The following is a 22,271-nucleotide window of genomic DNA, read 5'->3' as shown; positions in this document are numbered from 1 at the left end:
GCTTTAATAATGTCATTCCTACGATAAGATTGCTTCATTGCCTGCTCTTATGTCATTCCTGCATAGACGTTGTTGCGTGGACCAGTTTCCTAATTGTTACCCTGTGGCTTGTCCATGGGGTCTAGTTAAAAATACTAATATTATTATAACTATATTGCTTAATCAAAACGTACAATTTGCCTCACAATGACGACAAAACCTCTTACACATTTATTAGATACATATATTACCATAAAACATGAGAATCATATTTCATGGTAATATATGTATCTAATTAAAATACGGAGGAACCATGGCTCATCTAAATCTTACGGAAGGAAAATTAAATTAATCTATTTTTGCTCTTCTTTGCTGTAAATTATAAGATTGTTTTGAAATAGGAACAACTATTACTGCAAACATCTTATTAATTTGCGCTAAAAAATATCTGAAAATATAAATAATGGAATTATCCTTTACAGAATCTAACATATCAAGCAAATTCTAATAATACCTGCCCTCTTATAACATTATCCTTTTCATTAACAAAAATTTTAGCTATTTTTCCATCTCTTTCGGCAAGAATCAGGTTTTCCATTTTCATAGCAGTTAAAATCATAATTTCTTGCCCTGCCGTCACTTCCTGCCCTTCTTTCACCTTTATTGCAGCAATCTGACCGCTTAGAGGAGCTTGTAGTTCGGAGCTTTCTTCCACCACTACTTTTGAGACCATCAACGCTTCAAGTTCTGAGATACGAGGAGAGCGTACAAAGGCTTTTACGCTAATACCGGCATGCGATAATAAATAACCGGTTCTGATATTCTCAATTTTCACATTTGTCTTTTTACCATTAATTATAGCCGTAAAAAGTTCATTACCTAAATTCCAGTTACTACGAATATATATTCTATCGCTTTCGTGACGTATATTATAGCCGTTTTCAACAGGTGTAATTAATACAGGAAATAGCTTATCATCGATAGTTACTACCCACCTTGTACCTATTTTGTTAGCCTGATTGTTAATATTGCCGGAAATTAAAGAAGCACGTCTTTGCTCCGATATATAAATAAAAATAGCCGTTGCTAAAAATACGGTAGTTACTTCTGAAGTTAGACTAGCTCCGGAAAAACCGTCAGGATATTCTTCTTGAATAAAGGCAGTAGAAATATCGCCGCTAACAAAGCGTGGATGTAGCATTACCGCTTCTAAGAAACTGATATTATGAGCAATACCGTTAATTATATAAGCACTCAAAGCAGAATGCATTAGCTCAATTGCCTGCTCTCTTGTTTCACCGTAAGTACATAATTTTGCAATCATTGAGTCATAAAACATACTTACTTCGCCGCCAAGCCCAATCCCTGTATCTATACGGATATTAGGACTCTTTGCAGGTTCGGAATAAGCTATAATTCTACCGCTAGAAGGTAAGAAACCTCGGCTTGGGTTTTCGGCACAAATTCGTGATTCAAATGCCCAACCTTTTAATTTTACGTCATCTTGTGTAAATGATAATTTCTCGCCGGCTGCGATTTGTATCATCTCTTCAACGATATCTATACCGGTAATTAGCTCAGTAACAGGATGCTCGACTTGCAACCTAGTATTCATCTCTAAAAAATAGAAATTTTTATTGCTATCTACTATAAACTCAACGGTACCGGCCGAATAATATCCCACTTTTTGAGATAAGGATATTACCTGCCGATACATTTCTTGCCTTATATCTTCAGTAATAAAAGAACTTGGTGCTTCTTCGATTACTTTTTGATGGTGACGCTGTATTGAACATTCCCGCTCTCCGAGACATACACTATTGCCGTATTGATCGGCAATTAGCTGAATTTCGATATGACGGGGAGTTTGAATTAACTTCTCAATAAATAATCTATCGTCACTAAAACTATTGGCTGCTTCAAGCTTTGCCGACTCAAAAGCATTGGCCATTTCAGCGGGATTATTCACTACTCTCATACCACGTCCACCGCCGCCGGCAGCCGCTTTTACTATTACCGGAAAACCAATCTCTTTAGCAATATCTATAGCTTGTTTAACATCGTTTATAGTGCCCATATAACCTGGCACGGTGTTAACTCCGGCTTCTATCGCTATCTTTTTTGCTTCGATTTTATCGCCCATTTTTTTAATAGTTCCGGCACTCGGTCCTATTAAAACAACACCTTCTCTTTTAAGAATATTAGCAAAATTTGGATTTTCTGATAAAAAACCGTAACCTGGATGTACTGCACTTGCGCCACTTTCACGAATCGCCGAAATAATATTTTTAATAGATAAATAACTTTCCGTTGCAGGGGAATCACCTATATAATAAGCCTCATCTGCATGCTGCACATACATTGAGTTTGTATCTGCTTCAGAATATACTGCCACCGACTTTATCCCCATCTTTTTTAAGGTACGTATTATCCTAACGGCGATCTCACTACGATTAGCAATTAAAATTTTATCAAATAATGGTTTATTCATAGTTTTTTATATCCTAATGTCACCCCGTGGCTTGACCACGGGGTCTTGTGTCACAGGCTGTATTCTGAGATCCCATGGTCACACCACGGGATAACAGCTAAAGCGGCAAATTATCATGCTTCTTCCAAGGCAGTTCTACTTTTTTAGTACGCAGGAAATTTAACGCCTTACATATTCGCCATCTGGTATTTTGCGGTCTTATAATATCATCCAAATATCCCCTAGATGCCACAACAAAAGGCGAAGTTACTACTTTCCTATATTCATCGATTTTTTGTTTTTTAGCTTCAGGGTTTTTACATTCTTCCTTAAATATTATCTCGGCTGCTCCCTCTGCCCCCATAACAGCGATTTCCGAATTAAACCAAGCATAGTTTATATCACCTCTAAGATGCTTGGAGTTCATAACTATATAAGCACCTCCATAAGCCTTACGGGTAATTACAGTAATCTTCGGCACTGTAGCTTCCGCATAAGCGTATAACAGCTTAGCTCCGTGTTTAATAATACCGTCATGCTCTTGGGATATACCAGGCAGAAATCCAGGCACATCAACAAGACTTACTATAGGAATATTGAAAGCATCACAAAATCTAACAAATCTTGCTGCTTTTCTTGAGGCGTTTATATCTAAACATCCTGCTAAATGCAAAGGCTGATTAGCCACAAATCCTACCGGATAACCTTCCATATAACCAAAGCCAATAATGATATTCTTAGCAAAATCAGGTTGTAGTTCAAAAAATTCTCCCTCATCAACGATACGCTCAACAAGCTCTTTCATATCATAAGGCTTATTAGGAGTGTTAGGTATTAACGTGCTAAGAGACATATCAACTCTATCGGCAGGATCAACAGTCGAACGAACAGGAAGAGGACTACGATTGGATGACGGAAGGAAATTAAAGAATTTACGAATTTCAAGCAATGCTTCTATATCATTGTTAAATGCAAGATCGGCAACGCCGCTTTTAGTGGTATGCATCCTAGCACCGCCGAGCTTTTCTTGGCTTACTTCTTCACCCGTAACGGTTTTTACTACATCGGGACCAGTTACGAACATATAAGAACTATTCTTAACCATAAATATAAAATCGGTTAAGGCAGGAGAATATACCGCACCACCGGCACAAGGGCCCATAATTAGGGTAATTTGAGGGATGACACCCGACGCTAAAACATTACGCTGAAATAATTCACCGTATCCGGCCAGAGCATCAACCCCTTCTTGAATTCTTGCTCCCCCTGAGTCGTTAATACCGATTACGGGAGCACCGGTTTCTATAGCTTGATCGATAATATCACAGATTTTCTTAGCATGATATTCGCCGAGAGAGCCACCGAGTACGGTAAAATCTTGGCTATAAATAAATACCAACCTACCGTTTATCGTACCGTGTCCCGTTACAACGCCGTCACCTAAAAACTTTTTATCCTGCATCCCAAAATTATCACATCTATGGGATACAAACATACCTGTTTCGGTAAAGCTATCCGGATCTAATAATACTTCTATGCGTTCTCGTGCAGTTAACTTACCTTTTTGATGTTGTGCGTTGATCCTAACTTCACCGCCCCCTTGCCTTGCAATATTTCTTCTCTCATCCAATAACTCAGGAGAGATTATATTACTTTGATTCATAGATTATTTATAGTTTTATTTTCCAAAATATCCATAATATAATATAATAATGCTAATGTAAAAAGATAATTATTTATGTCATCTACCAACTATATCAAAGAAGCACCGAAAAAAGTCAAATCACCGGCTAAATTTGATAATTTATCAACTGCCTTAAAAAAGAATTTACAAAGAAGAAAGAAAGTTAAAACGAAAGATACTACAAGCCAAGTTTTATCTGCATTACAAACAATAGTCAAAAATTACACTGATTCTACGGACGAAAACATTTCTCTTGTAGATGAATTAATAAAATCAAGATGCTTAGAAACAGAAAGTAAGTAAGCACCACATTTGACATATTAATATAAATTGTTAATATTTGGGGAGTTTAGGTTTTGTTGCATAGCTCGCTTATGTCATTCCCACATAGGCGGGAATCCAGGGTAAAGCGAGATAAATCGAGTTTTTAGTTTTAAAAACTTACTGTATTTATATTTTTTAATTACTGGATTCCTGTTTTCACGGGAATGACATAAGAGTCACCCAATAAAATTAGCATTTAAAATATTTTATATCATGGACACAAACAAATTATATCTTTTCAAAGATAGACGCTTTTTACCGAATTTTATAGTGCAATTATGCGGTTGTCTTAATGATAATATATTAAAAAATACTCTGGTAATCCTTATAACTTATGGTATTTCAGGAGCTTTAAGTAAATATAATAACCTACTTGTTTTAATTGCTAATGCTACTTTTGTATTACCTTTTATAATATTCGCAAGCATAGCAGGACAAATTGCCGATAAATACGAGCGTGCAAATCTTATTAAAATTATTAAGATTTGTGAAATCGGTATAATTGCCTTTGCAATTTACGGATTTCATCATAATAATCTGTTAATCCTGTTTTGTTCTATGTGCTTAATGGGTATACATTCTACTTTTTTCGGTCCAATCAAATATAGCGTATTACCTGATCACCTCAATAAAGACGAACTACTTGGAGCTAACGGCTTGGTTGAAGCCGGAACTTTTATCGGTATTTTTATCGGTACTATAATCGGCAGCTATTATACAACCAGCAATAATTTTATAATTTATTCCTTAATTACCATCGCTTTTCTTGGCTTTATTACAAGCCTTTGTTCCCCAAAATCTAAAAACGTAAATCGTGATATTAAACTAAATTTTAATATTATAGATGAAAGCATAAATATGATTAAATATGCCAAAGCAAAAAAACAGATATATTTAGCTATACTTGGTATTTCATGGTTTTGGTTTATCGGAGCTGCTATAATTTCTCAAATACCTTTACTTGCTAAGATAACTTTTAAAGCTGATGAGAATGTTGCTAATTTATTTTTAGCGGTTTTCTCGCTTGGTGTTGGGGTCGGTTCGTTTTTATGTAGCAAAATATTTGAAGATGAGATTACCGTTAAATATCTATTTATTTCAGCCCTAGGCATTAGTATTTTCGGTATTGATTTATTCTTTGCAAGTAGAATTAGCTCAGTTAACTACGAACCTACTCAGCTAAAAAGTATTTTAGTATTTTTATCGAAAAGACATAACTGGCGCATAGTTATAGATTTATTGTTCTTAGCGGCAATAGGCGGATTATATATCGTTCCGCTTTTTGCGATATTACAGCATTACGCAAACCCTGCTCATCGTAGTCGAATTATTGCCGTTAACAATCTTATCAATTCCATTTTCATGGTGGGATCCACAATAATTCTATCTTTATTATTTTACCTAAATTTCACTATACCCTGGATTATATTATTTATTAGCCTAGCTAATATAATCGTTACTATACATATTTACCGTTTAATACCTGAAGTTAAAATTATTCCATTTAAGCTATTGCGAAGAATATTCCAAATCTGTTTTGATCTTATGTATAATGTTGAAGTTAAAGGATTTGAAAATTTTCAAAAAGCAGGTAAAAAAGTAGTAGTGGTTGCTAACCATATTTCATATCTAGATCCGCCGCTAATTGCTACTTACTTACGAGAAGAAATGACTTTTGCAATTAGTCCCGATATACAAAAAATATGGTGGATTAAACCGTTTTTACGTATGGCAAGAACTTTGCCGGTTGATCCAAGTAACCCAATGGCAATAAAGACTTTAGTAAAAGAAGTACAAAAGGATCAGAAAGTAGCAATTTTCCCTGAAGGTAGAATAAGCGTTACCGGCTCTTTAATGAAAATATACGAAGGACCGGGAATGATCGCCGATAAAGCCAGTGCTACCGTCTTACCGGTTAGAATAGACGGTACTCAATTTACTCATTTATCAAAATTAAAAAACATATTAAAAAGAAAAATATTTCCTAAAATTACTATAACCGTTTTACCGCCAGTAAAATTCGCTAATATCGATGCTACAAGCAATCAAGAACGACGCAGTTATATATCTAGGACTCTTTATGATATCATGGCTGACATGATGTTTGAAAGTTCAGACTATCAAAATACTGTCTTCTCATCTCTTATAGAAGCTGCTAAAATTCATGGATTTAAGAAAAAAATAGTTGATGATTTTGAAAATAATGCGGTTACTTATCGAGATTTAATATTAAAATCTTTTATCCTAGGTGATTTAATCAAAAAGAATAATATCTTTGGCAGAAATTTAGGCTTAATGTTGCCTAATACCACGAATACGTTAATTACTTTTTACGCTATGCAATCTAGCGGTTATGTTCCTGCTATAATTAACTGGAGTAGCGGCATAAGTACTATTATTAACTCCTGTAAACTTGCACAAATTAAAGTAGTTTACACTTCAAAACAATTTATTGAGAAAGCAAATTTACATGAATTAATAACTAACTTATTAGATTTCGGTATTAAAATAATATATTTAGAAGACTTTAAAAATCAGATTGGTACAGCCCTAAAACTAAAAGCAAAAATAGGAAGTTATTGTGCCCAAACTTATTACAATTATTTTTGTCGTAATCGTGATGACGAAAAACCGGCAGTGATAATTTTTACTTCGGGTACTGAAGGTGAACCTAAAGCCGTATTATTATCTCACAGAAATTTACAAACTAATAGATATCAAATAACTGCTAAAGTACCTTTTAGCCCTGAAGATATAGTATTTAATGCACTACCGCTATTTCATTGTTTTGGTTTTAGTGGTGCAATTATTACAACTTTAAACGGTATTAAGCTGTTTCTATATCCTTCTCCACTAAATTATCGTAGCATTCCTGAAGTTATATACGATATTGGAGCAACTATATTAATTTCTACCGATACTTTTTTAAACGGTTATGCTAATTACGCTCACCCATATGATTTTTACTCATTACGCTATATATTTGCCGGTAGCGAGAAATTAAAAGAATCTACACGACAATTTTGGCTTAATAAGTATGGCATACGTATTTTTGAAGGATATGGGATTACAGAAGCCTCACCTATTATAGCTTGCAATACCCCTATGCATAATAAAGCAGGCACGGTAGGAAGATTATTACCGAAAATTGATTATAAGCTTGAGAAAGTAGAGGGAATAAATGAAGGGGGACGTTTATTCATTAAGGGTCCTAACATCATGCTTGGTTACTTGGACTTAGAAGGTCACCGTACTTATAAAGAATGGTACGACACAGGCGATATAGTCAAAATCGATTCTGAAGGATATATAACAACTCTAGGACGTTTAAAACACTTTGCTAAAATAGCAGGGAAAATGATATCTCTTACAAAAATTGAAGAACTTGCAAGCGAAATTGATCCTGATTCCTTGCACGCTGCTATTTCTATTCCCGATAAAACGCACGAAGACAAGATTATTTTACTTACTACCGGTTCCAATATAAATAGAGAGAACTTTGCAGATGCTGTATCTAAAGCTCAAATTCCTTTACTACATTTACCGAAAGTAATTATTACCGATTCAGAAATACCTCTACTTACAAACGGCAAAATTGATTATCTTGAGATTATGAAAAACGTGGATAGATTTTAACGTCATTGCGACTGCAAGTGCAAGGAGCGCGGAAATCTCAGGAATCGTGCCTGAGATTTCTTTGTCGACGCCTATGGCGTCTTCTCGCAATGACGAAAAAAAACGCCACACACAACAACGCTGGTCAAACCACGGGACGACATTTATTTTTTCTTTTGACTATTAATAGCAGCATTCAAAACTAATTTAAACCACTTACCTAATAACTCTTGATCCTCCATAATTTCAGGTAACACCTTCCAATATGATAGAGTTACAAGTGTACCTTTACTTTGATATACAAATGACTCAGAACCGAAAGATTGAAAATATTCATAAGTGCTTAGATCTGACTTAAAATATAATTCATTGCTCTTAATAATTCCTATCATAACACCACCCTTATATATACCATATCCACCAAACATTACACAAACGACTACTGAACCATATGGTTCTAACAATTTTTTACATATTCAGTAAATGCATTTTGGTTCATAATAACCGCTTTAAATACAACAAACCATAAATAAACGTACCTAATATAATAAACAATGGAGTTAAAGGTAAATCAAAGTAGAAAGAGCTAAATGCAGCACAAAAATTAATAAATAAAGATATAAGAATTGATATTATAATCATCTGGGAGGGACTATATGCTATAAACCGTGCAATCATTGCAGGAATAAGTAAAATAGCAGTTACCATAAGTACTCCGACAATCTTTATAGCAGAAAATACCGATAATGAAAGAAGAAGTAAAAATATTAGCTCAATAATATTAACCTTTAAGCCTTTTATGACGGCAATATCTCTATTGATAATAATAAGAAGAATTTGATTATAAAAATATACTATAAAGCCTATAATAGTTATTAGCACTATTGCAAGTATCATCAAATCATTAAAAGATACGGATAAAATATCCCCAAACAACAAATTCACTATATTATTCTGCAAAGAAGTAAAATAATTAATAACTAAAGCAACAGCTAGCATAAAGCTAGAAATCAAATTAATAACTGCGTTTTTTTCAGAATTATTTTTAAAAATAAACACAAAAAACGAAAAAAGAATTGCAACTATTATGCCTGAATATATTAATGGAACATGTGCTATAATACTTATACTAGCCACTAAAAAACTACTATGAGCAAGCCCATCACCGAAATAAATATATCTCTTCCATAGGGCAATGCAGCCAAGCGGGGCAAATATGCAGCTAATTAAAATTAAGGCTAGTATTATTAAAGTCATCTGAGTATATTATATATGTTTGTTGTATGGCCTCTTGTTATCCCGTGGCTTGACCACGGGATCCACTAAAGTTCTTAGGCTGTACTTATAGAGCCCGTGGTCAAGCCACGGGATGACATTGGAAAGAATCATAGACTATGTCTTCAATCGATAAAAAAGAATTAGAAAAATTTGAGAAAATTTCTCATAATTGGTGGAATAAGGACGGAGAATTCGGTATCTTACACCGAATAAACCCTATTCGCCTTGAATATATAATAGAGAAAATAACTACGCATTACAATAGACACCTTTCCAAACTCGCTTATAGAGAGGAATTGGTAGGAAACATGCAGCACAGCACCGCAGCGTACGCTTTGGTACGTGAGGATGCGAGCAGCAGATTGACGCACAAATTACCTCTAGAAGTAGAGTTTGAAAAGGTGTCTAACGATATTTCTAAATTAGAAATATTAGACGTCGGTTGCGGTGGAGGGTTAATTGCAACGCCTTTAGCGACTCAAGGTTTTAACGTTACAGCCATTGATGCACTGCAAAGTAATATTGAAACGGCAACTGCTTATGCTAAGGAAAACGGCGTAAAAATAAATTATTTACAATCTACTATAGAAGAATTAGAAAGTGACAAGCTATATGATGTGGTAATTTGTCTTGAGGTTATTGAACACGTAGAAAACGTACAGCAATTTATACTAAATTTGGTGAAGCATATTAAGCCAAACGGTATGGCAATAATTTCTACGATTAACCGTACTAAAAAAGCTTATATACTTGGAATAATAGTTGCCGAATATATTTTAGGTTGGGTACCAAAAAACACTCATGATTATAGCAAATTCCTAAAACCGTTGGAAATTTACGAAATGCTTACGGATACCAAAATTGAAATTAAAGAGCTGAAAGGCTTGGTATATGATCCGGCTAAAAATGAGTGGAAATTAAGCGATGATATAGACGTAAATTATTTTATGTGTTTGGGGAGAAAGAGTACGTGTTATCCTAGCTAACTTGATCAGCCTTGTTGCATGAATACCGAATCGTCATTGCGAGCGACTGTAAGGAGCGTGGCAATTCAGAAAAATAATAAAAAAATGCTAATTTTTAGCATTTTTTACTGGATTGCTTCGTCAATTGCTATGCACTTTTCTCACAATGACGCAAAAACTGATCCATGCAACACAGCCAACTTGATCGCGGGATCCAGTTAAACATACTAATATTATTAGTATGTTTAGTTGTTTTCTGGATACCGTGGCAAGCCACGGTATGACACAGTTCTTAGTATATATTTAAAAAAGATAATAAATGAATAATAACGTAATTACTAGATTTGCTCCGTCACCGACAGGGTTTTTACATATAGGTTCGGCAAGAACCGCCCTTTTTAATTATTTGTTCGCAAGGCATCATAACGGTAAGTTCTTGCTTCGCATTGAAGACACTGATAAAGAAAGGTCAACTAAAGAAGCGGTAGAAGCTATATTCTCAGGTCTAAAATGGCTAGGGCTTGATTGGAACGGTGAGGTTATATTCCAGTCTAAACGTAATAATCTTTACAAAGAAGCTGCACTAAAATTACTGCAAAACGGTAAAGCATATTATTGTTTTACTCGCCAAGAAGAAATAGAAAGACAGCGACAACAAGCTTTAGAAAATAAACAGCATTTTATTTTTAATAGCGAGTGGCGTGACAAAGATCCATCTATCTATCCTACTGATATTAAGCCAGTAATACGTCTAAAAACTCCAAGAGAGGGTAGCATAACAATTCATGACACTTTACAAGGTGAGGTAGTAATTGAAAACTCTCATATAGACGATATGGTACTATTAAGAGCAGACGGCACTGCTACTTACATGCTAGCCGTTGTAGTAGACGATCATGATATGGGTATAACTCATATTATTAGAGGTGACGATCATTTAACCAATGCAGCAAGACAACTCACTATTTATCAGGCTTTCGGATATGCAGTACCGAGCATGACTCATATACCGTTAATTCATGGAGCAGACGGAGCAAAATTATCCAAAAGGCATGGAGCATTAGGCATTGAAGCTTATAAGGATATGGGGTATTTACCGGAAAGTTTGTGCAATTATTTACTGCGTCTTGGATGGAGTCACGGCGATGATGAAATTATCTCAATGACTCAGGCTATAGACTGGTTTAATCTTGATTCACTCGGTAAATCACCTTCTAAGCTTGATTTTGCTAAGATGAATAGCCTTAACGCTCATTACTTAAGAATGCTTGACAATGATAGCTTAACTTCAAAGACTGTAGAGATATTGGAACAAAATTATAATACACTTCTTCGGAAGCTCCCTTATAGGGCGGAATTTGGAGAAAACACGGAACGCAGCACCGCAGCGTATATAGACATACGTGAGGATGCGAGTACCGGATTGACATACAAATTACCCCTAGCAGTAGAGTTGCCGAAGAAGTTTAAGATTAGTGAGCAGGAAATAGGCTATATCAAACAAGCAATGCCAAGCTTGTTAGTTAGAAGTAAAACATTACTAGAACTAACACGCTTTGCTCAAATTTATCTAGTAGATTCGCCTATCATCTACAGCCAAGATTCAAAAAAAATTATAGAAAATTGCGATAAGAATTTAATCAAACAAATTATAGAAAACTTAAGCAAACTTGAGCAGTTTGATAAGGAATCCGTACAGAATAAATTTAAAGAAATAGCAGTAGCAAACGACTTAAAGCTGAATGACATTATGAAACCGGTAAGAGCTTTAATAACAGGTATGACTGCATCACCTAGCGTATTTGAGATTGCAGAAATTTTAGGAAAAGAAAATATTTTAAAAAGGTTAAACATTATATGAAAGATTGTATAAAAAAAATTGCTTTTATTTTTAGTGGATTATTTATAATAACCGGCACTTTTGTTTTGTATAGTATAGAAAACATCAACGCATCAACAGCACCAAAAAAGTACGGAGCTTGGACTTTAAATTGTACTCTTAATAATGAGAAAAAACAACTTTGCTTCTTATCACAACAAATTAATAATCTAGAGAAAGATAAAGAAAAGGAAATATTAGCCATTTATCACATAGGTTATTTCAATGGGGAACAAGAAAAACAGGAATTAAAAATAATAGAAATAGTCCCGTCAAATGTTCAAATTCCGGCAGGTACAGTTATTAATAGCGGTGACAAACGAATAGCAGCCGGAAAATATGTAAATTGTACAGTAAAGGGCTGTCAGGCTTTAGCTATTATTACAAAAGACGATCTAGACATGATTTTATCAAACGATAATTATATAGAACTAATTACCGCAGACGGCAAACAAGCTAAAATTTCATTTATAAAAGACGGCTTAAAGGAAGGCCTAAAAGCTTTAAGTAGATAGTAACGCAACAATGCTTAAATTCTTGCGTTACTATCTACTTAAAGCTTTTAGAACCCAATTTTTTAAGTTTTATATATAAAATTTAAATTATCTCATTTTAGTCTTTCTGAACTGTATAAATTATAAGATTTTTTTAAAATAAAAATAGTAATTTTTCTAAAACCTTACTAATTTTAGTTAGCATAGTTTAACCAACCAAAAGCTAGAAACTGTTATTATTAATTTTTTAAATTAAACGAATATATACATTATAGATTAACCTTGCCTATAACTGCAACAAGAAATCTATTCTTAATAATTAAAGCGTAAAACCGCTTAAAACCTTTTGATCATCATATATAAGGCTGTTAACAAAATAACTTTAATTGATAATTAAAGAGATTTTTACAGTAATAAATATCCCTATTTCAAAAAAATCTTATAATTTGCAGTTAAAAAGAATTTAATGAGCTTTAAAATTATTTTGTTAACAGTCTCATAGGATAAACACCAAAGGTTGAGCTATTATAATTAATTAAAAAATATTTGCAGTCATTTATTGAAATAATTACAAGAAATTCTATATTTTATTTTTTGAGGAAGAGTTTTCTTAAAGAGTGTATTTTCAAATTAAGCAAAGAATCGCTTTAAAACCCATTTGTTGCATAAATCAGTTGTGTCCTACTGCGACTTTTAATAATGTGTTGTACAGCACGTTGTTAAAATCGCCATTGCGGAGCAGGCATTGCCTGCGTGGACTAGTTTCTCAATTGTCATCCTGCGAATTTGTAGCAGGATCCAGTTTAAAATGCTAATATTATTAGTATTGTTTTCTGGATACCATGGTTAAGCCACGATATGACATTGAGTAGGTTTTACGGTCCATGCAACAATGCCTCCTTACAATGAGGGGAACGAGCAATACAATAAAACGGGTTTATTAGATCTATTGCATAACCTATCTTATTATAGAGATATAGACTTAGAAATCCATACCGCCCATACCTCCCATACCGCCACGCATTGGCATTGGCTCTGCCTTATCAGAAGGTTCGTCAACAATTAAAGTTTCCGTGGTAATAATTAACGAAGCAACGGAAGCAGCATCTTGAAGTGCAGTACGCACTACTTTAGCTGGATCAATAATTCCTGCTTTAATCATATCGACATATTGCATATCTTGAGCATTAAAGCCATAATTTTTATCCTTATGTTCTAGTAATTTACCAACTACTACGCCACCGTTTTCACCGGCATTTTCAACAATCTGTTTTAACGGATCCTTTAAAGCTTCTATTACTATTTCAATACCTGCTTGTTGATCCTTATTCTCTACTTTAAGCTTTGTTAAAGGTTGTAATGCATGAAGTAATGTTACACCGCCACCGGCAACAACACCTTCCTCAACTGCCGCTCTTGTAGCAGCAAGTGCATCTTCAACACGATCTTTACGCTCTTTCACTTCAACTTCCGTAGCACCGCCAACCTTTAATACGGCAACACCACCGGAAAGTTTAGCTAAACGCTCTTGCAGTTTTTCTTTATCATAATCAGAAGTAGTGTCAGCTATTTGAGATTTAATTTGTAATACTCTATCTTCAATATTTTTCTTATCACCGTTACCGTCAACAATTACGGTATTTTCTTTAGAAATTGTTACTCTTTTTGCTGTCCCTAGACTCTTAATACTCACATTTTCAAGCTTCATACCTAAATCTTCAGTAATAAGCTCACCTTTAGTTAGGATAGCAATATCTTCCATCATTGCTTTTCTTCTATCACCAAAACCGGGAGCTTTTACTGCCGCAACTTTTAAACCACCACGTAATCTATTGACTACAAGCGTTGCAAGAGCTTCGCCCTCAACATCCTCAGCAATAATTAATAGAGGGCGTTGTGATTGTACTACAGCCTCAAGTATAGGTAACATCGGTTGTAAATTTGATAATTTTTTCTCAAATAGTAAGATGAAAGGATTTTCAAGCTCAGCAACCATTTTCTCAGAATTCGTTACAAAATACGGTGATAGATAACCTCTATCAAACATCATACCTTTAACTACTTCAACATCGAAGCTAAAATTCTTTGCTTCTTCAACGGTTATCACGCCTTCTTTACCGACTTCCTCCATTGCCTTAGCAATTTTCTCACCGATTTCCTTATCACCGTTTGAAGAGATAGTACCGACTTGTGCGATTTCCTCTTGGCTATTGATTTTTTTACTGGATTTTTTAATTTCTTCTACTACTGCGTTTACCGCTAAATCCATACCACGCTTTAAATCCATAGGATTATAACCGGCAGCTACTAGCTTATTACCCTCACGAGCCAAAGCTCTAGCAAGTACCGTAGCTGTAGTAGTACCATCACCGGCTACTTCTGCAGCTTTTGTAGCAGCTGATTTTAATAGCTGAGCTCCCGCATTTCTAATTTTATCTTTTAACTCGATCGATTTTGCAACCGTCACACCATCTTTTGTAATTTTAGGTGAACCGAATGATTGCTCTATAAGTACATTTCTGCCTTTTGGACCTAAAGTAACTTTTACTGCATCTGCAAGTATATCAATGCCTTCTAACATTTGCTCACGAGCTTTTGAGCCGTGTTTAATAAGTTTTGTTGCCATATTTAATTTCTCCTTAAAAACAAATAATTAATTAATAATACCAAATACGTCGCTTTCTTTCATAACGATCAGTTGTGTGCCTTTAATTTCAATTTCGGTGCCTGCCCATTTACCGTATAAAACTTTATCGCCTACTTTTAGCTCTAAAGGATGAATTTCGCCTTTTTCATTACGCATACCCTTACCTACGGCTACTATTTCACCTTGCATCGGCTTTTCTTTTACAGTATCGGGAATAATAATTCCACCTTTAGTTTTTTCTTCTCGTTCGATAGGCTTTATTGCAATTCTATCATGTAATGGTTTAAAAGACATTTTAACCTCCAATTTAAATCTTTAAATGTACATACTATATATATATTATTTTTGTTAGTTCAAGGGGCAAGAATAAAATTTTTTTTATTAGAGGTCTATTCTTTCTCAAAATCCTCTAAACTAGTGCCGTGTTTAGTTTTACTCCATTTCAAATTCAAAGGACAGAAAATTATTTCAAATACTGCTTTATATGAAGCTACAGTATGTAATATAAAATAACTAGCCCATCAGCTCAAAGCTACTATATCCTGAAATTTTACTTTTCCGCTTTTTAAAGAATTTTTTAATTATATACAGAGCTGTACCATATAGATATAAAAGCGAAAAAATACTATTAATAAGCCATAAATAATTAATTATAGAATTTTTATTTATAACAATAGAAAATATTATAAAGGGTAAACTCCAAAAATTATAAGTAGATAAGCCGATGAAAATATAAATTGTTATTACTTGCAATAAAGTAAACTTTTGGCATTTATCTTTTTGTGCTTTAAATACCAAAAATGTTTGCAAAAAGCCTTGAATCCAATGTGATCTTTGATTTAGCCAATTACCTAAACTATTCGGAACCTCTTCTAGAGAGTATAGGAATCACGAATAGCTACTTTATAGTTCTGTGAGTAAATTCTTATACCAAGCTCGACATCTTCTGTTACATTATAAGAATCCCATCCGCCAAGCTTATTTAATAATCCGTTTTAAAATGATTACTAGTACCCCCAAGGTGTAGGAAGTTTTAGCAAACTTAATCCTTTCAAGATATATTCAAACCATAAACTATATTAAACATTTTTGAGAATAGGTTAAAATATTCTCATTTTTATTATAAAAATTAAGCTTAACTTGAAGACAAGCATATTCTAGAGGTAAGTTTTTAAACATTGCTAGAGCTTTAAGTAGCTGTTCAGGTTTATCTTCAGCATCATATACTACTAGATACTCGCCATGTGAATATTCTAGAGCATAATTAAGGGCTTTTGGCTTTTAGTTCTTGGTAGACTTTTCGGAACAGATATAACATGAAAATAAGACGGTAAATTATATAACACTATTTCTTTAATCATTAGATAATCGTCATCTTCGATAATAATTTTAACGCCTAGCTTATCTTTTGGATAATTAATTAATGAACTATTTTTAATTATTGACCTTGACTTACTGAATTCTTTATATAACGGTACTAAAACTGTATAAACCGGTAAAGCTTTCTCCTCATTTTGAAAAATTTGTGATTCCACCGAATGATTTTTAGTACTACTTGTTTTGTGAAGCGATTCCACCTCTGTCATCCCGCGACTTGATCGCGGGATCCAGTTAAAAATACTAATATTAGTATTTTTAATTATTTTCGGGATACCGTGGTCAAACCACGGTATGACACCGAATACGCTTTTCAATCCATACAACCCTTACCGAAGGCGATTCTCTTACTGCCCTTATACATAACAGAGATTTTAAAATATTTTGCAAACAATAGCTTATATTATTAGCAACATGAAATAAAACCGGCAGATAAATCAATGTGACTATAAACACGACGAAAAATATTATTATTTTATTGGTATACTTAATATTCTTAGCAATAATCAGTCCGACTTTAAATTCAAGAGCATATTTTGCTTCGATACTAGTTAAATAGGCAAAATTTTTTTCTAATAATTTATAAAAATAATATTTCTTGATCAGCATTATAGATCTAAAAATATTATTATTACTAAACAATATTTTTAGATCATTTATAGCAGTTATTGTATTACCATGAACATCGTCATATATACAATAACCCTTCACTATATAGGCTTGTATATAAGAATAATTATAAATTTTAATATAAGAAATATTGCTTATTAGCAGCAATATTCTATTTTCATATAATATATCAATCATTATCTCATTATCGATAATTGCTTCTTCGATCATAGCTTTTAAACTACTAGCTTGTTTTTTACCTAATAAGTTTTTATCTCTGATTATCTGTAATATTATATCTTCATTTATACATCTAACCATGCTGAAAAATTTATACCTGATATTTTATATTTCTTAATTTGAAAGACTGCGATCCCAAAAATGACCGATTTGAGCAGTTAACAAGTTTCTATTCTCTTTACCAAAATTAATTATCTTTGCAATTCCTAACTGCTCATAAACTGAACTATCATATACATAGACGTAATTTTGCCAAGTATTATGGTATTTTGTAAAACTTGTAAGCATTATGCCGTTTTTAAATTTAATCCCTTCACAAGTAGAAATATAATACATCTTCTTAGAACCAATATTAATTGAATGTCCAAAGCTAAATATATTTTGATTAAAAATAATAACAGGGTGGATATTTTTAGACATTCCCATTAGTAAAGATATCTCGCCTAAAAAATCTTCTTTAAGCTTTTTACTCTTACTCATTAAAATTTTAGGCTGAGCCGCAATAACAAAATCTTTATCTTCAAATAGCTTCAATTTATAGTAAATAGAAGCATCCGTGCTTATGTTTTTTTCATTCAAAAATTTATCTTCTTTGTACAAAAAATGTACTCCTATATTTTGATTATCGGTAATACCGTATTCTCTACAGTACTACTTACAAATTACTCATATTGATCAGAGGATAATTCTACTACTAAGGCATAATAGACGACAATAATATAATCTTAATACCATAGCCGCTTAAATTTAAAAAATACACTATAATAACAATTATAAATTGAGTAAAGAGCTAGGTTAAAAAATTTTTAATTGAAGTAGTATATGGCATATTGTAGTAATGATTTTATAACTTAAAATTCATTCAAAGAGGAAAATATGAACAATCCGAAATATAGAACTATTACTTTTACCGAAGAAAGTAGAACAGCAAATATTAATATATCGCCCAATAAAATAACAATTGGAGCTAATCAGCGTGTTACGTTTGAAAACCTAGGCAATGTTGCGGAATTAATCTTAGGACCACATAGTAGTGTTAAAGTAACAGATCTTAATCATAAGGTATTTATAAATATAATACCAATCGAGATAAGATAATTATATTATCAGGTGAACATATTGCTTTTGATGATAATCCATACGCTTAATAAATACGTTCTTCTCGTGGAAGATTGGTTGCGTGGATACATGCACCGTCATTGCGGGAAGCAAAGCGATGCGGCAATCCAGAGCAATAATAAAAAAATGCTATAAATTAGCATTTTTTGCAATGACGGGAACACTGATCCACTTAGCAACTTTCTAAGACCCAAGCAGTACCTGATTTTGTAGTTTAAATAATTCTGCAGCTCCACCTTTAGCAAGTTTTAACATTGCTAAAAACTGCTCTTCGGAAAAAGGATTTTTCTCTGCCGTGCCTTGTACTTCGATTAAATTACCGTTACCTGCAAACACAAAATTACTATCCACGTCCGCATCACTATCTTCTAAATAATCCAAATCTAGTATCGCCTCACCTTTATATATACCGCAAGAAATAGCTGCAATTTGACTAATTAACGGGTTCACCTTTAAAACTCTCTTTTTCATCAAGGACCTAATAGCTAGGTGCAATGCTACATAGCTCCCTGTTATTGCTGCAGTTCTAGTACCACCGTCAGCATTAATAACATCACAATCTATGATAATTTGCCTCTCGCCGAGTTTCCTCACGTCAATTACACATCGCATCGCCCTACCTATTAAACGCTGTATCTCTTGCGTTCTTCCGCCTTGTTTCCCAAGTGCCTCTTCTCTTTTAATACGCTGTGATGTAGAACCGGGAAGCATACCGTACTCAGCAGTAATCCAGCCTTGATTTTGTCCCCTCAAAAATGGCGGTACGGTAGTTTCACAAGTAGCACTACACATGACATGTGTATTACCGATTTTAATAAGACATGAACCTTCCGGATTAATAAGCGGGGATAATTCTAATGAAATAGGACGTAATTGGTTGCTTTTGCTTCCTGACTGTCTCATAATACAATTTGTACTCCATAAGTAAAAATAAATAGTAAAGTTTAATTTGGAAAAGAGTAAGGCGTTTCATATTTTTTGACCACAGCATACATACTAGTACGTGAGGATAAAAAAATACGAAACAACGACACCAATTTTTCAAATTAAACGAGTATACCATTGAAAAAATTTTTATTATATCTATATATTTCAAAAAAGAACATAAGTATAAAGTAAATAATATGATAGACGATAATATAGAAAATAATGAACAAACAATAAATGATATTGCTGAAGAGATAGTTGAAACAGCAAATCCGGAGGTAACAGCGTTAAAAGCCGAGATTGAAGAGCTCAAAGATAAGCTAATAAGAACTACTGCTGAAATAGACAATACAAGAAAGCGTTTAGAAAAAGCACGTGACGAAGCAAAAGATTATGCAATTGCTACATTTGCTAAAGAACTACTAAATGTTAGTGATAATCTTTCAAGAGCATTAGCACATAAACCGGCAAATTCTGATGTAGAAGTCACAAATATTATTGCAGGCGTTCAGATGACTAAAGACGAGCTAGACAAAGTCTTTCATAAACATCATATTGAAGAAATAAAGCCGGAAATAGGATCAATGTTCGACTATAATTTACATAATGCAATTGCGCAGATAGAACATCCTGATCATGCACCAAATAGTATTATTACTTTAATGCAATCAGGATATAAAATTAGAGATAGACTACTTCGTCCTGCTACCGTACAAGTAGTTAAAAAACCTTAATACTCGATCAACTTCAAAAATTGGCGTCGTCGTTTTACAAGAACTGCAATTCTCACGTATTAAATATATGCTGGGATCTTCGCCTTGTGAACTCCTAGCGCTTTTTGAAGTTGATCTTCGTATAGAAAATGAGGAAAATAATAATGAATAGAACCGTTATATTTTGGCTAGTTTTTTTAGGGCTTTTTATCAGCGGTTTTATGCTAATTTCAGACGCAGTAAAACCATTTTTTATCGCATTTATAATATCTTACTTACTACAACCTGCTATAGGTTTTATCGCATCAAAATTTAAAATATCAAATAAATTTGCATCACGCATAATTTATCTGATATTTTTGAGCATATTTTTCTTAAGCTTAACTATTTTAGTGCCGATAATTTATGGACAAATTTTTACTTTTATAAATAATATTCCAAAATATAACAATTATTTACAGGCAGAAATATTACCGACTATAATGGTAAAAATTTATTCGATAGAACCTGATATTGCTGATAAAATCAAGAATTCTTTAAGCAATTTTATAAATAGTATATTTACTATACTTGGCAGTATTGCTAATAATTTTTGGCGTTATACTATTATAACTATTAACATATTTGTTTTATTTTTACTTATACCTATAATATTATTCTATTTCCTACGTGATTGGGCTAAAATTATTGCAAACATGAAATCATTATTACCTATAAAAACCCGACCGAAAATCCTTGAAATATTATCGGCAATTAATAATCTGTTATCTGCTTACATAAGAGGACAGCTAAATATTTGCTTATTATTATCTACTTATTATAGTATTGCATTTACCGTAATAGGTATTGATCTCGCTCTTTTACTTGGCATTTTAACAGGATTTTTAGTTATTATTCCTTTCCTTGGTACTTTTATATCGTTTCTTTTAACTCTAATTATCGGCTATTTAACTTTTGGTGTAACTACTAAATTACTATATATAATGATAATTTATCTAGTTGGAAATATTTGCGAGTCTTATATTTTCACTCCTAAAATTATCGGTGATAAAATAGGGTTGCATCCTCTTTGGATTATATTCTCAATTTTTGCCTGCGGCAGCTTATTTGGAATTATTGGAATATTTTTTGCTATACCGATTGCAGGGATTACAAAAATTTTACTTTTGAATCTAATTAAAGTTTATAAATCTAGCAAATTCTATCGAATAGACGACTAAAAAATTCTTATAACAGTGCAGCAATATATATTTCGTTTTACTACTTCTAGTAAATATCATCCTGATGAATTTATTGTTTCTAGTTCTAACGATCAAGCTTATAATATTATAAAAAATTGGCAGTGCGGCTTTGGCGTTAACCCTTATAAATTTACTTTATTAATTAAAGGACCTTCTTCGTCAGGCAAAACTTATTTAACCAAAATATGGCAAAATTTAAGCAATGCCTATATTATTAAAGATATTTTTTTTAATGAAGAAATTTCAGAAAAATATAATGCTTTCATCATTGAAGATATTGAAAACTGGCAAGAGCCGACATTACTTCATATATTTAATATTATTAACGAAAAACAAAAATATCTTTTACTTACCGCATCTGATAAAAGCAGAAATTTTACTTTACCCGATTTATCTTCACGTATTAAATCAGTACTTAGTATTCTATTAAACTCACCTGACGATGAATTAATCAAAATTCTAATATTTAAGCATTTTGCTATTTCTTCGGTAACAATATCCCGACAAATAATAGATTTTCTTTTAGTAAATTTGCCTAGGGAATATTCGAAAATTATAGAAATATTAGACAATATTAACTATTTTGCTTTAATTTCCAAAAGAAAAATAACAACTGCATTAGTCAAAGAAGTTTTAAATAAGTATAATCATAAAACATTGTAACTTTTGCCTTGAATTTATAGACTTGAAATCTTCTCAATATAACATTG

General features: G+C 33.0%; 20 protein-coding genes. 9 read left to right on the top strand and 11 right to left on the bottom strand.

The genetic code is table 11. The features are described 5' to 3' along the window. Positions 1-327: 327 nt before the first annotated feature. The 3 genes from ABVF33_RS01640 to ABVF33_RS01630 all read right to left on the bottom strand — a co-directional run bounded on the left by ABVF33_RS01640 (position 328) and on the right by ABVF33_RS01630 (position 4,112). A complete protein-coding gene (locus ABVF33_RS01640; RefSeq protein ID WP_499706138.1) occupies positions 328-471 on the bottom strand; it encodes a hypothetical protein in 144 nt (47 codons plus the stop codon). A 1-nt stretch (position 472) separates the two neighbouring features. Next, a complete protein-coding gene (locus ABVF33_RS01635; protein WP_499706000.1) occupies positions 473-2,470 on the bottom strand; it encodes an acetyl-CoA carboxylase biotin carboxylase subunit in 1,998 nt (665 codons plus the stop codon). Positions 2,471-2,567: 97 nt separating this feature from the next. Continuing rightward, on the bottom strand, positions 2,568-4,112 hold the full coding sequence (locus ABVF33_RS01630; RefSeq protein ID WP_499705999.1) for an acyl-CoA carboxylase subunit beta: 1,545 nt from the start codon (positions 4,110-4,112) through the stop codon (positions 2,568-2,570). Positions 4,113-4,187: 75 nt separating this feature from the next. On the opposite strand from ABVF33_RS01630, the gene ABVF33_RS01625 reads away from it, so the two are divergent. Together ABVF33_RS01625 and ABVF33_RS01620 are read left to right on the top strand one after the other, a co-directional pair. Beyond that, complete coding sequence (locus tag ABVF33_RS01625; protein ID WP_499705998.1) at positions 4,188-4,436, top strand: hypothetical protein; 249 nt, start codon at positions 4,188-4,190, stop codon at positions 4,434-4,436. Positions 4,437-4,670: 234 nt separating this feature from the next. After that, positions 4,671-8,093 carry an acyl-[ACP]--phospholipid O-acyltransferase gene (locus tag ABVF33_RS01620; protein WP_499705997.1) on the top strand — a complete coding sequence of 1,141 codons (3,423 nt, stop codon included), beginning with the start codon at positions 4,671-4,673 and terminating at the stop codon, positions 8,091-8,093. Positions 8,094-8,236: 143 nt separating this feature from the next. Here ABVF33_RS01620 and ABVF33_RS01615 read toward each other — a convergent pair whose 3' ends face one another. Next, positions 8,237-8,500 (bottom strand): TfoX/Sxy family protein, encoded by a 264-nt coding sequence (locus tag ABVF33_RS01615; RefSeq protein WP_499705996.1) that lies wholly within the window; start codon positions 8,498-8,500, stop codon positions 8,237-8,239. A 67-nt stretch (positions 8,501-8,567) separates the two neighbouring features. Beyond that, positions 8,568-9,329, bottom strand: a complete 762-nt coding sequence (locus ABVF33_RS01610) for a metal ABC transporter permease (protein WP_266235740.1) — start codon at positions 9,327-9,329, stop codon at positions 8,568-8,570. A 137-nt stretch (positions 9,330-9,466) separates the two neighbouring features. On the opposite strand from ABVF33_RS01610, the gene ubiG reads away from it, so the two are divergent. The 3 genes from ubiG to ABVF33_RS01595 all read left to right on the top strand — a co-directional run bounded on the left by ubiG (position 9,467) and on the right by ABVF33_RS01595 (position 12,709). Continuing rightward, the gene (ubiG, locus tag ABVF33_RS01605) at positions 9,467-10,336 is read left to right on the top strand and encodes a bifunctional 2-polyprenyl-6-hydroxyphenol methylase/3-demethylubiquinol 3-O-methyltransferase UbiG (RefSeq protein ID WP_499705995.1); all 870 of its coding nucleotides are present in this window, start codon (positions 9,467-9,469) and stop codon (positions 10,334-10,336) included. Between the two features lie 298 nt (positions 10,337-10,634). Beyond that, the gene (gltX, locus tag ABVF33_RS01600; protein WP_499705994.1) at positions 10,635-12,176 is read left to right on the top strand and encodes a glutamate--tRNA ligase; all 1,542 of its coding nucleotides are present in this window, start codon (positions 10,635-10,637) and stop codon (positions 12,174-12,176) included. Further along, a complete protein-coding gene (locus tag ABVF33_RS01595) occupies positions 12,173-12,709 on the top strand; it encodes an invasion associated locus B family protein (protein ID WP_499705993.1) in 537 nt (178 codons plus the stop codon). Before gltX ends, ABVF33_RS01595 begins: the two co-directional genes overlap by 4 nt. Before the next feature lie 961 nt (positions 12,710-13,670). On the opposite strand, the gene groL is transcribed toward ABVF33_RS01595, so the two are convergent. From groL to ABVF33_RS01570, 5 genes are all read right to left on the bottom strand, one after another. Further along, a complete protein-coding gene (gene groL, locus ABVF33_RS01590) occupies positions 13,671-15,314 on the bottom strand; it encodes a chaperonin GroEL (RefSeq protein WP_499705992.1) in 1,644 nt (547 codons plus the stop codon). 27 nt (positions 15,315-15,341) lie between these two features. Then, complete coding sequence (locus ABVF33_RS01585; protein WP_499705991.1) at positions 15,342-15,629, bottom strand: co-chaperone GroES; 288 nt, start codon at positions 15,627-15,629, stop codon at positions 15,342-15,344. Positions 15,630-16,588: 959 nt separating this feature from the next. After that, entirely contained in the window at positions 16,589-17,029 is a 441-nt protein-coding gene (locus ABVF33_RS01580) for a hypothetical protein (RefSeq protein WP_499705990.1), read from the bottom strand. Next, positions 16,995-17,642, bottom strand: a complete 648-nt coding sequence (locus tag ABVF33_RS01575; RefSeq protein ID WP_499705989.1) for a hypothetical protein — start codon at positions 17,640-17,642, stop codon at positions 16,995-16,997. The genes ABVF33_RS01580 and ABVF33_RS01575 overlap by 35 nt, the downstream gene beginning before the upstream one ends. A gap of 33 nt (positions 17,643-17,675) precedes the next feature. After that, positions 17,676-18,161 carry a hypothetical protein gene (locus tag ABVF33_RS01570; RefSeq protein ID WP_499705988.1) on the bottom strand — a complete coding sequence of 162 codons (486 nt, stop codon included), beginning with the start codon at positions 18,159-18,161 and terminating at the stop codon, positions 17,676-17,678. Between the two features lie 276 nt (positions 18,162-18,437). Between ABVF33_RS01570 and ABVF33_RS01565 the strand changes: the two genes are divergently transcribed. After that, a complete protein-coding gene (locus ABVF33_RS01565) occupies positions 18,438-18,659 on the top strand; it encodes a hypothetical protein (RefSeq protein WP_499705987.1) in 222 nt (73 codons plus the stop codon). A gap of 204 nt (positions 18,660-18,863) precedes the next feature. Here ABVF33_RS01565 and rph read toward each other — a convergent pair whose 3' ends face one another. Next, entirely contained in the window at positions 18,864-19,583 is a 720-nt protein-coding gene (rph, locus tag ABVF33_RS01560; RefSeq protein WP_499705986.1) for a ribonuclease PH, read from the bottom strand. 221 nt (positions 19,584-19,804) lie between these two features. Here rph and grpE point away from each other — a divergent pair, with 221 nt between their 5' ends. The 3 genes from grpE to ABVF33_RS01545 all read left to right on the top strand — a co-directional run bounded on the left by grpE (position 19,805) and on the right by ABVF33_RS01545 (position 22,224). Continuing rightward, positions 19,805-20,341, top strand: coding sequence for a nucleotide exchange factor GrpE (gene grpE / locus ABVF33_RS01555; protein ID WP_010977570.1), 537 nt, complete (start codon positions 19,805-19,807; stop codon positions 20,339-20,341). Between the two features lie 143 nt (positions 20,342-20,484). Next, positions 20,485-21,540 carry an AI-2E family transporter gene (locus tag ABVF33_RS01550; protein ID WP_499705985.1) on the top strand — a complete coding sequence of 352 codons (1,056 nt, stop codon included), beginning with the start codon at positions 20,485-20,487 and terminating at the stop codon, positions 21,538-21,540. A 15-nt stretch (positions 21,541-21,555) separates the two neighbouring features. Next, positions 21,556-22,224, top strand: coding sequence for an HdaA/DnaA family protein (locus ABVF33_RS01545; protein WP_016945861.1), 669 nt, complete (start codon positions 21,556-21,558; stop codon positions 22,222-22,224). The last annotated feature ends 47 nt before the right edge of the window (positions 22,225-22,271 follow it).

Source organism: Candidatus Rickettsia barbarica, assembly GCF_041477405.1.
In the GTDB taxonomy this organism is placed as follows: Bacteria; Pseudomonadota; Alphaproteobacteria; order Rickettsiales; family Rickettsiaceae; genus Rickettsia; species Rickettsia rickettsii.
This window is presented reverse-complemented; position numbering and strand designations above follow the sequence as displayed.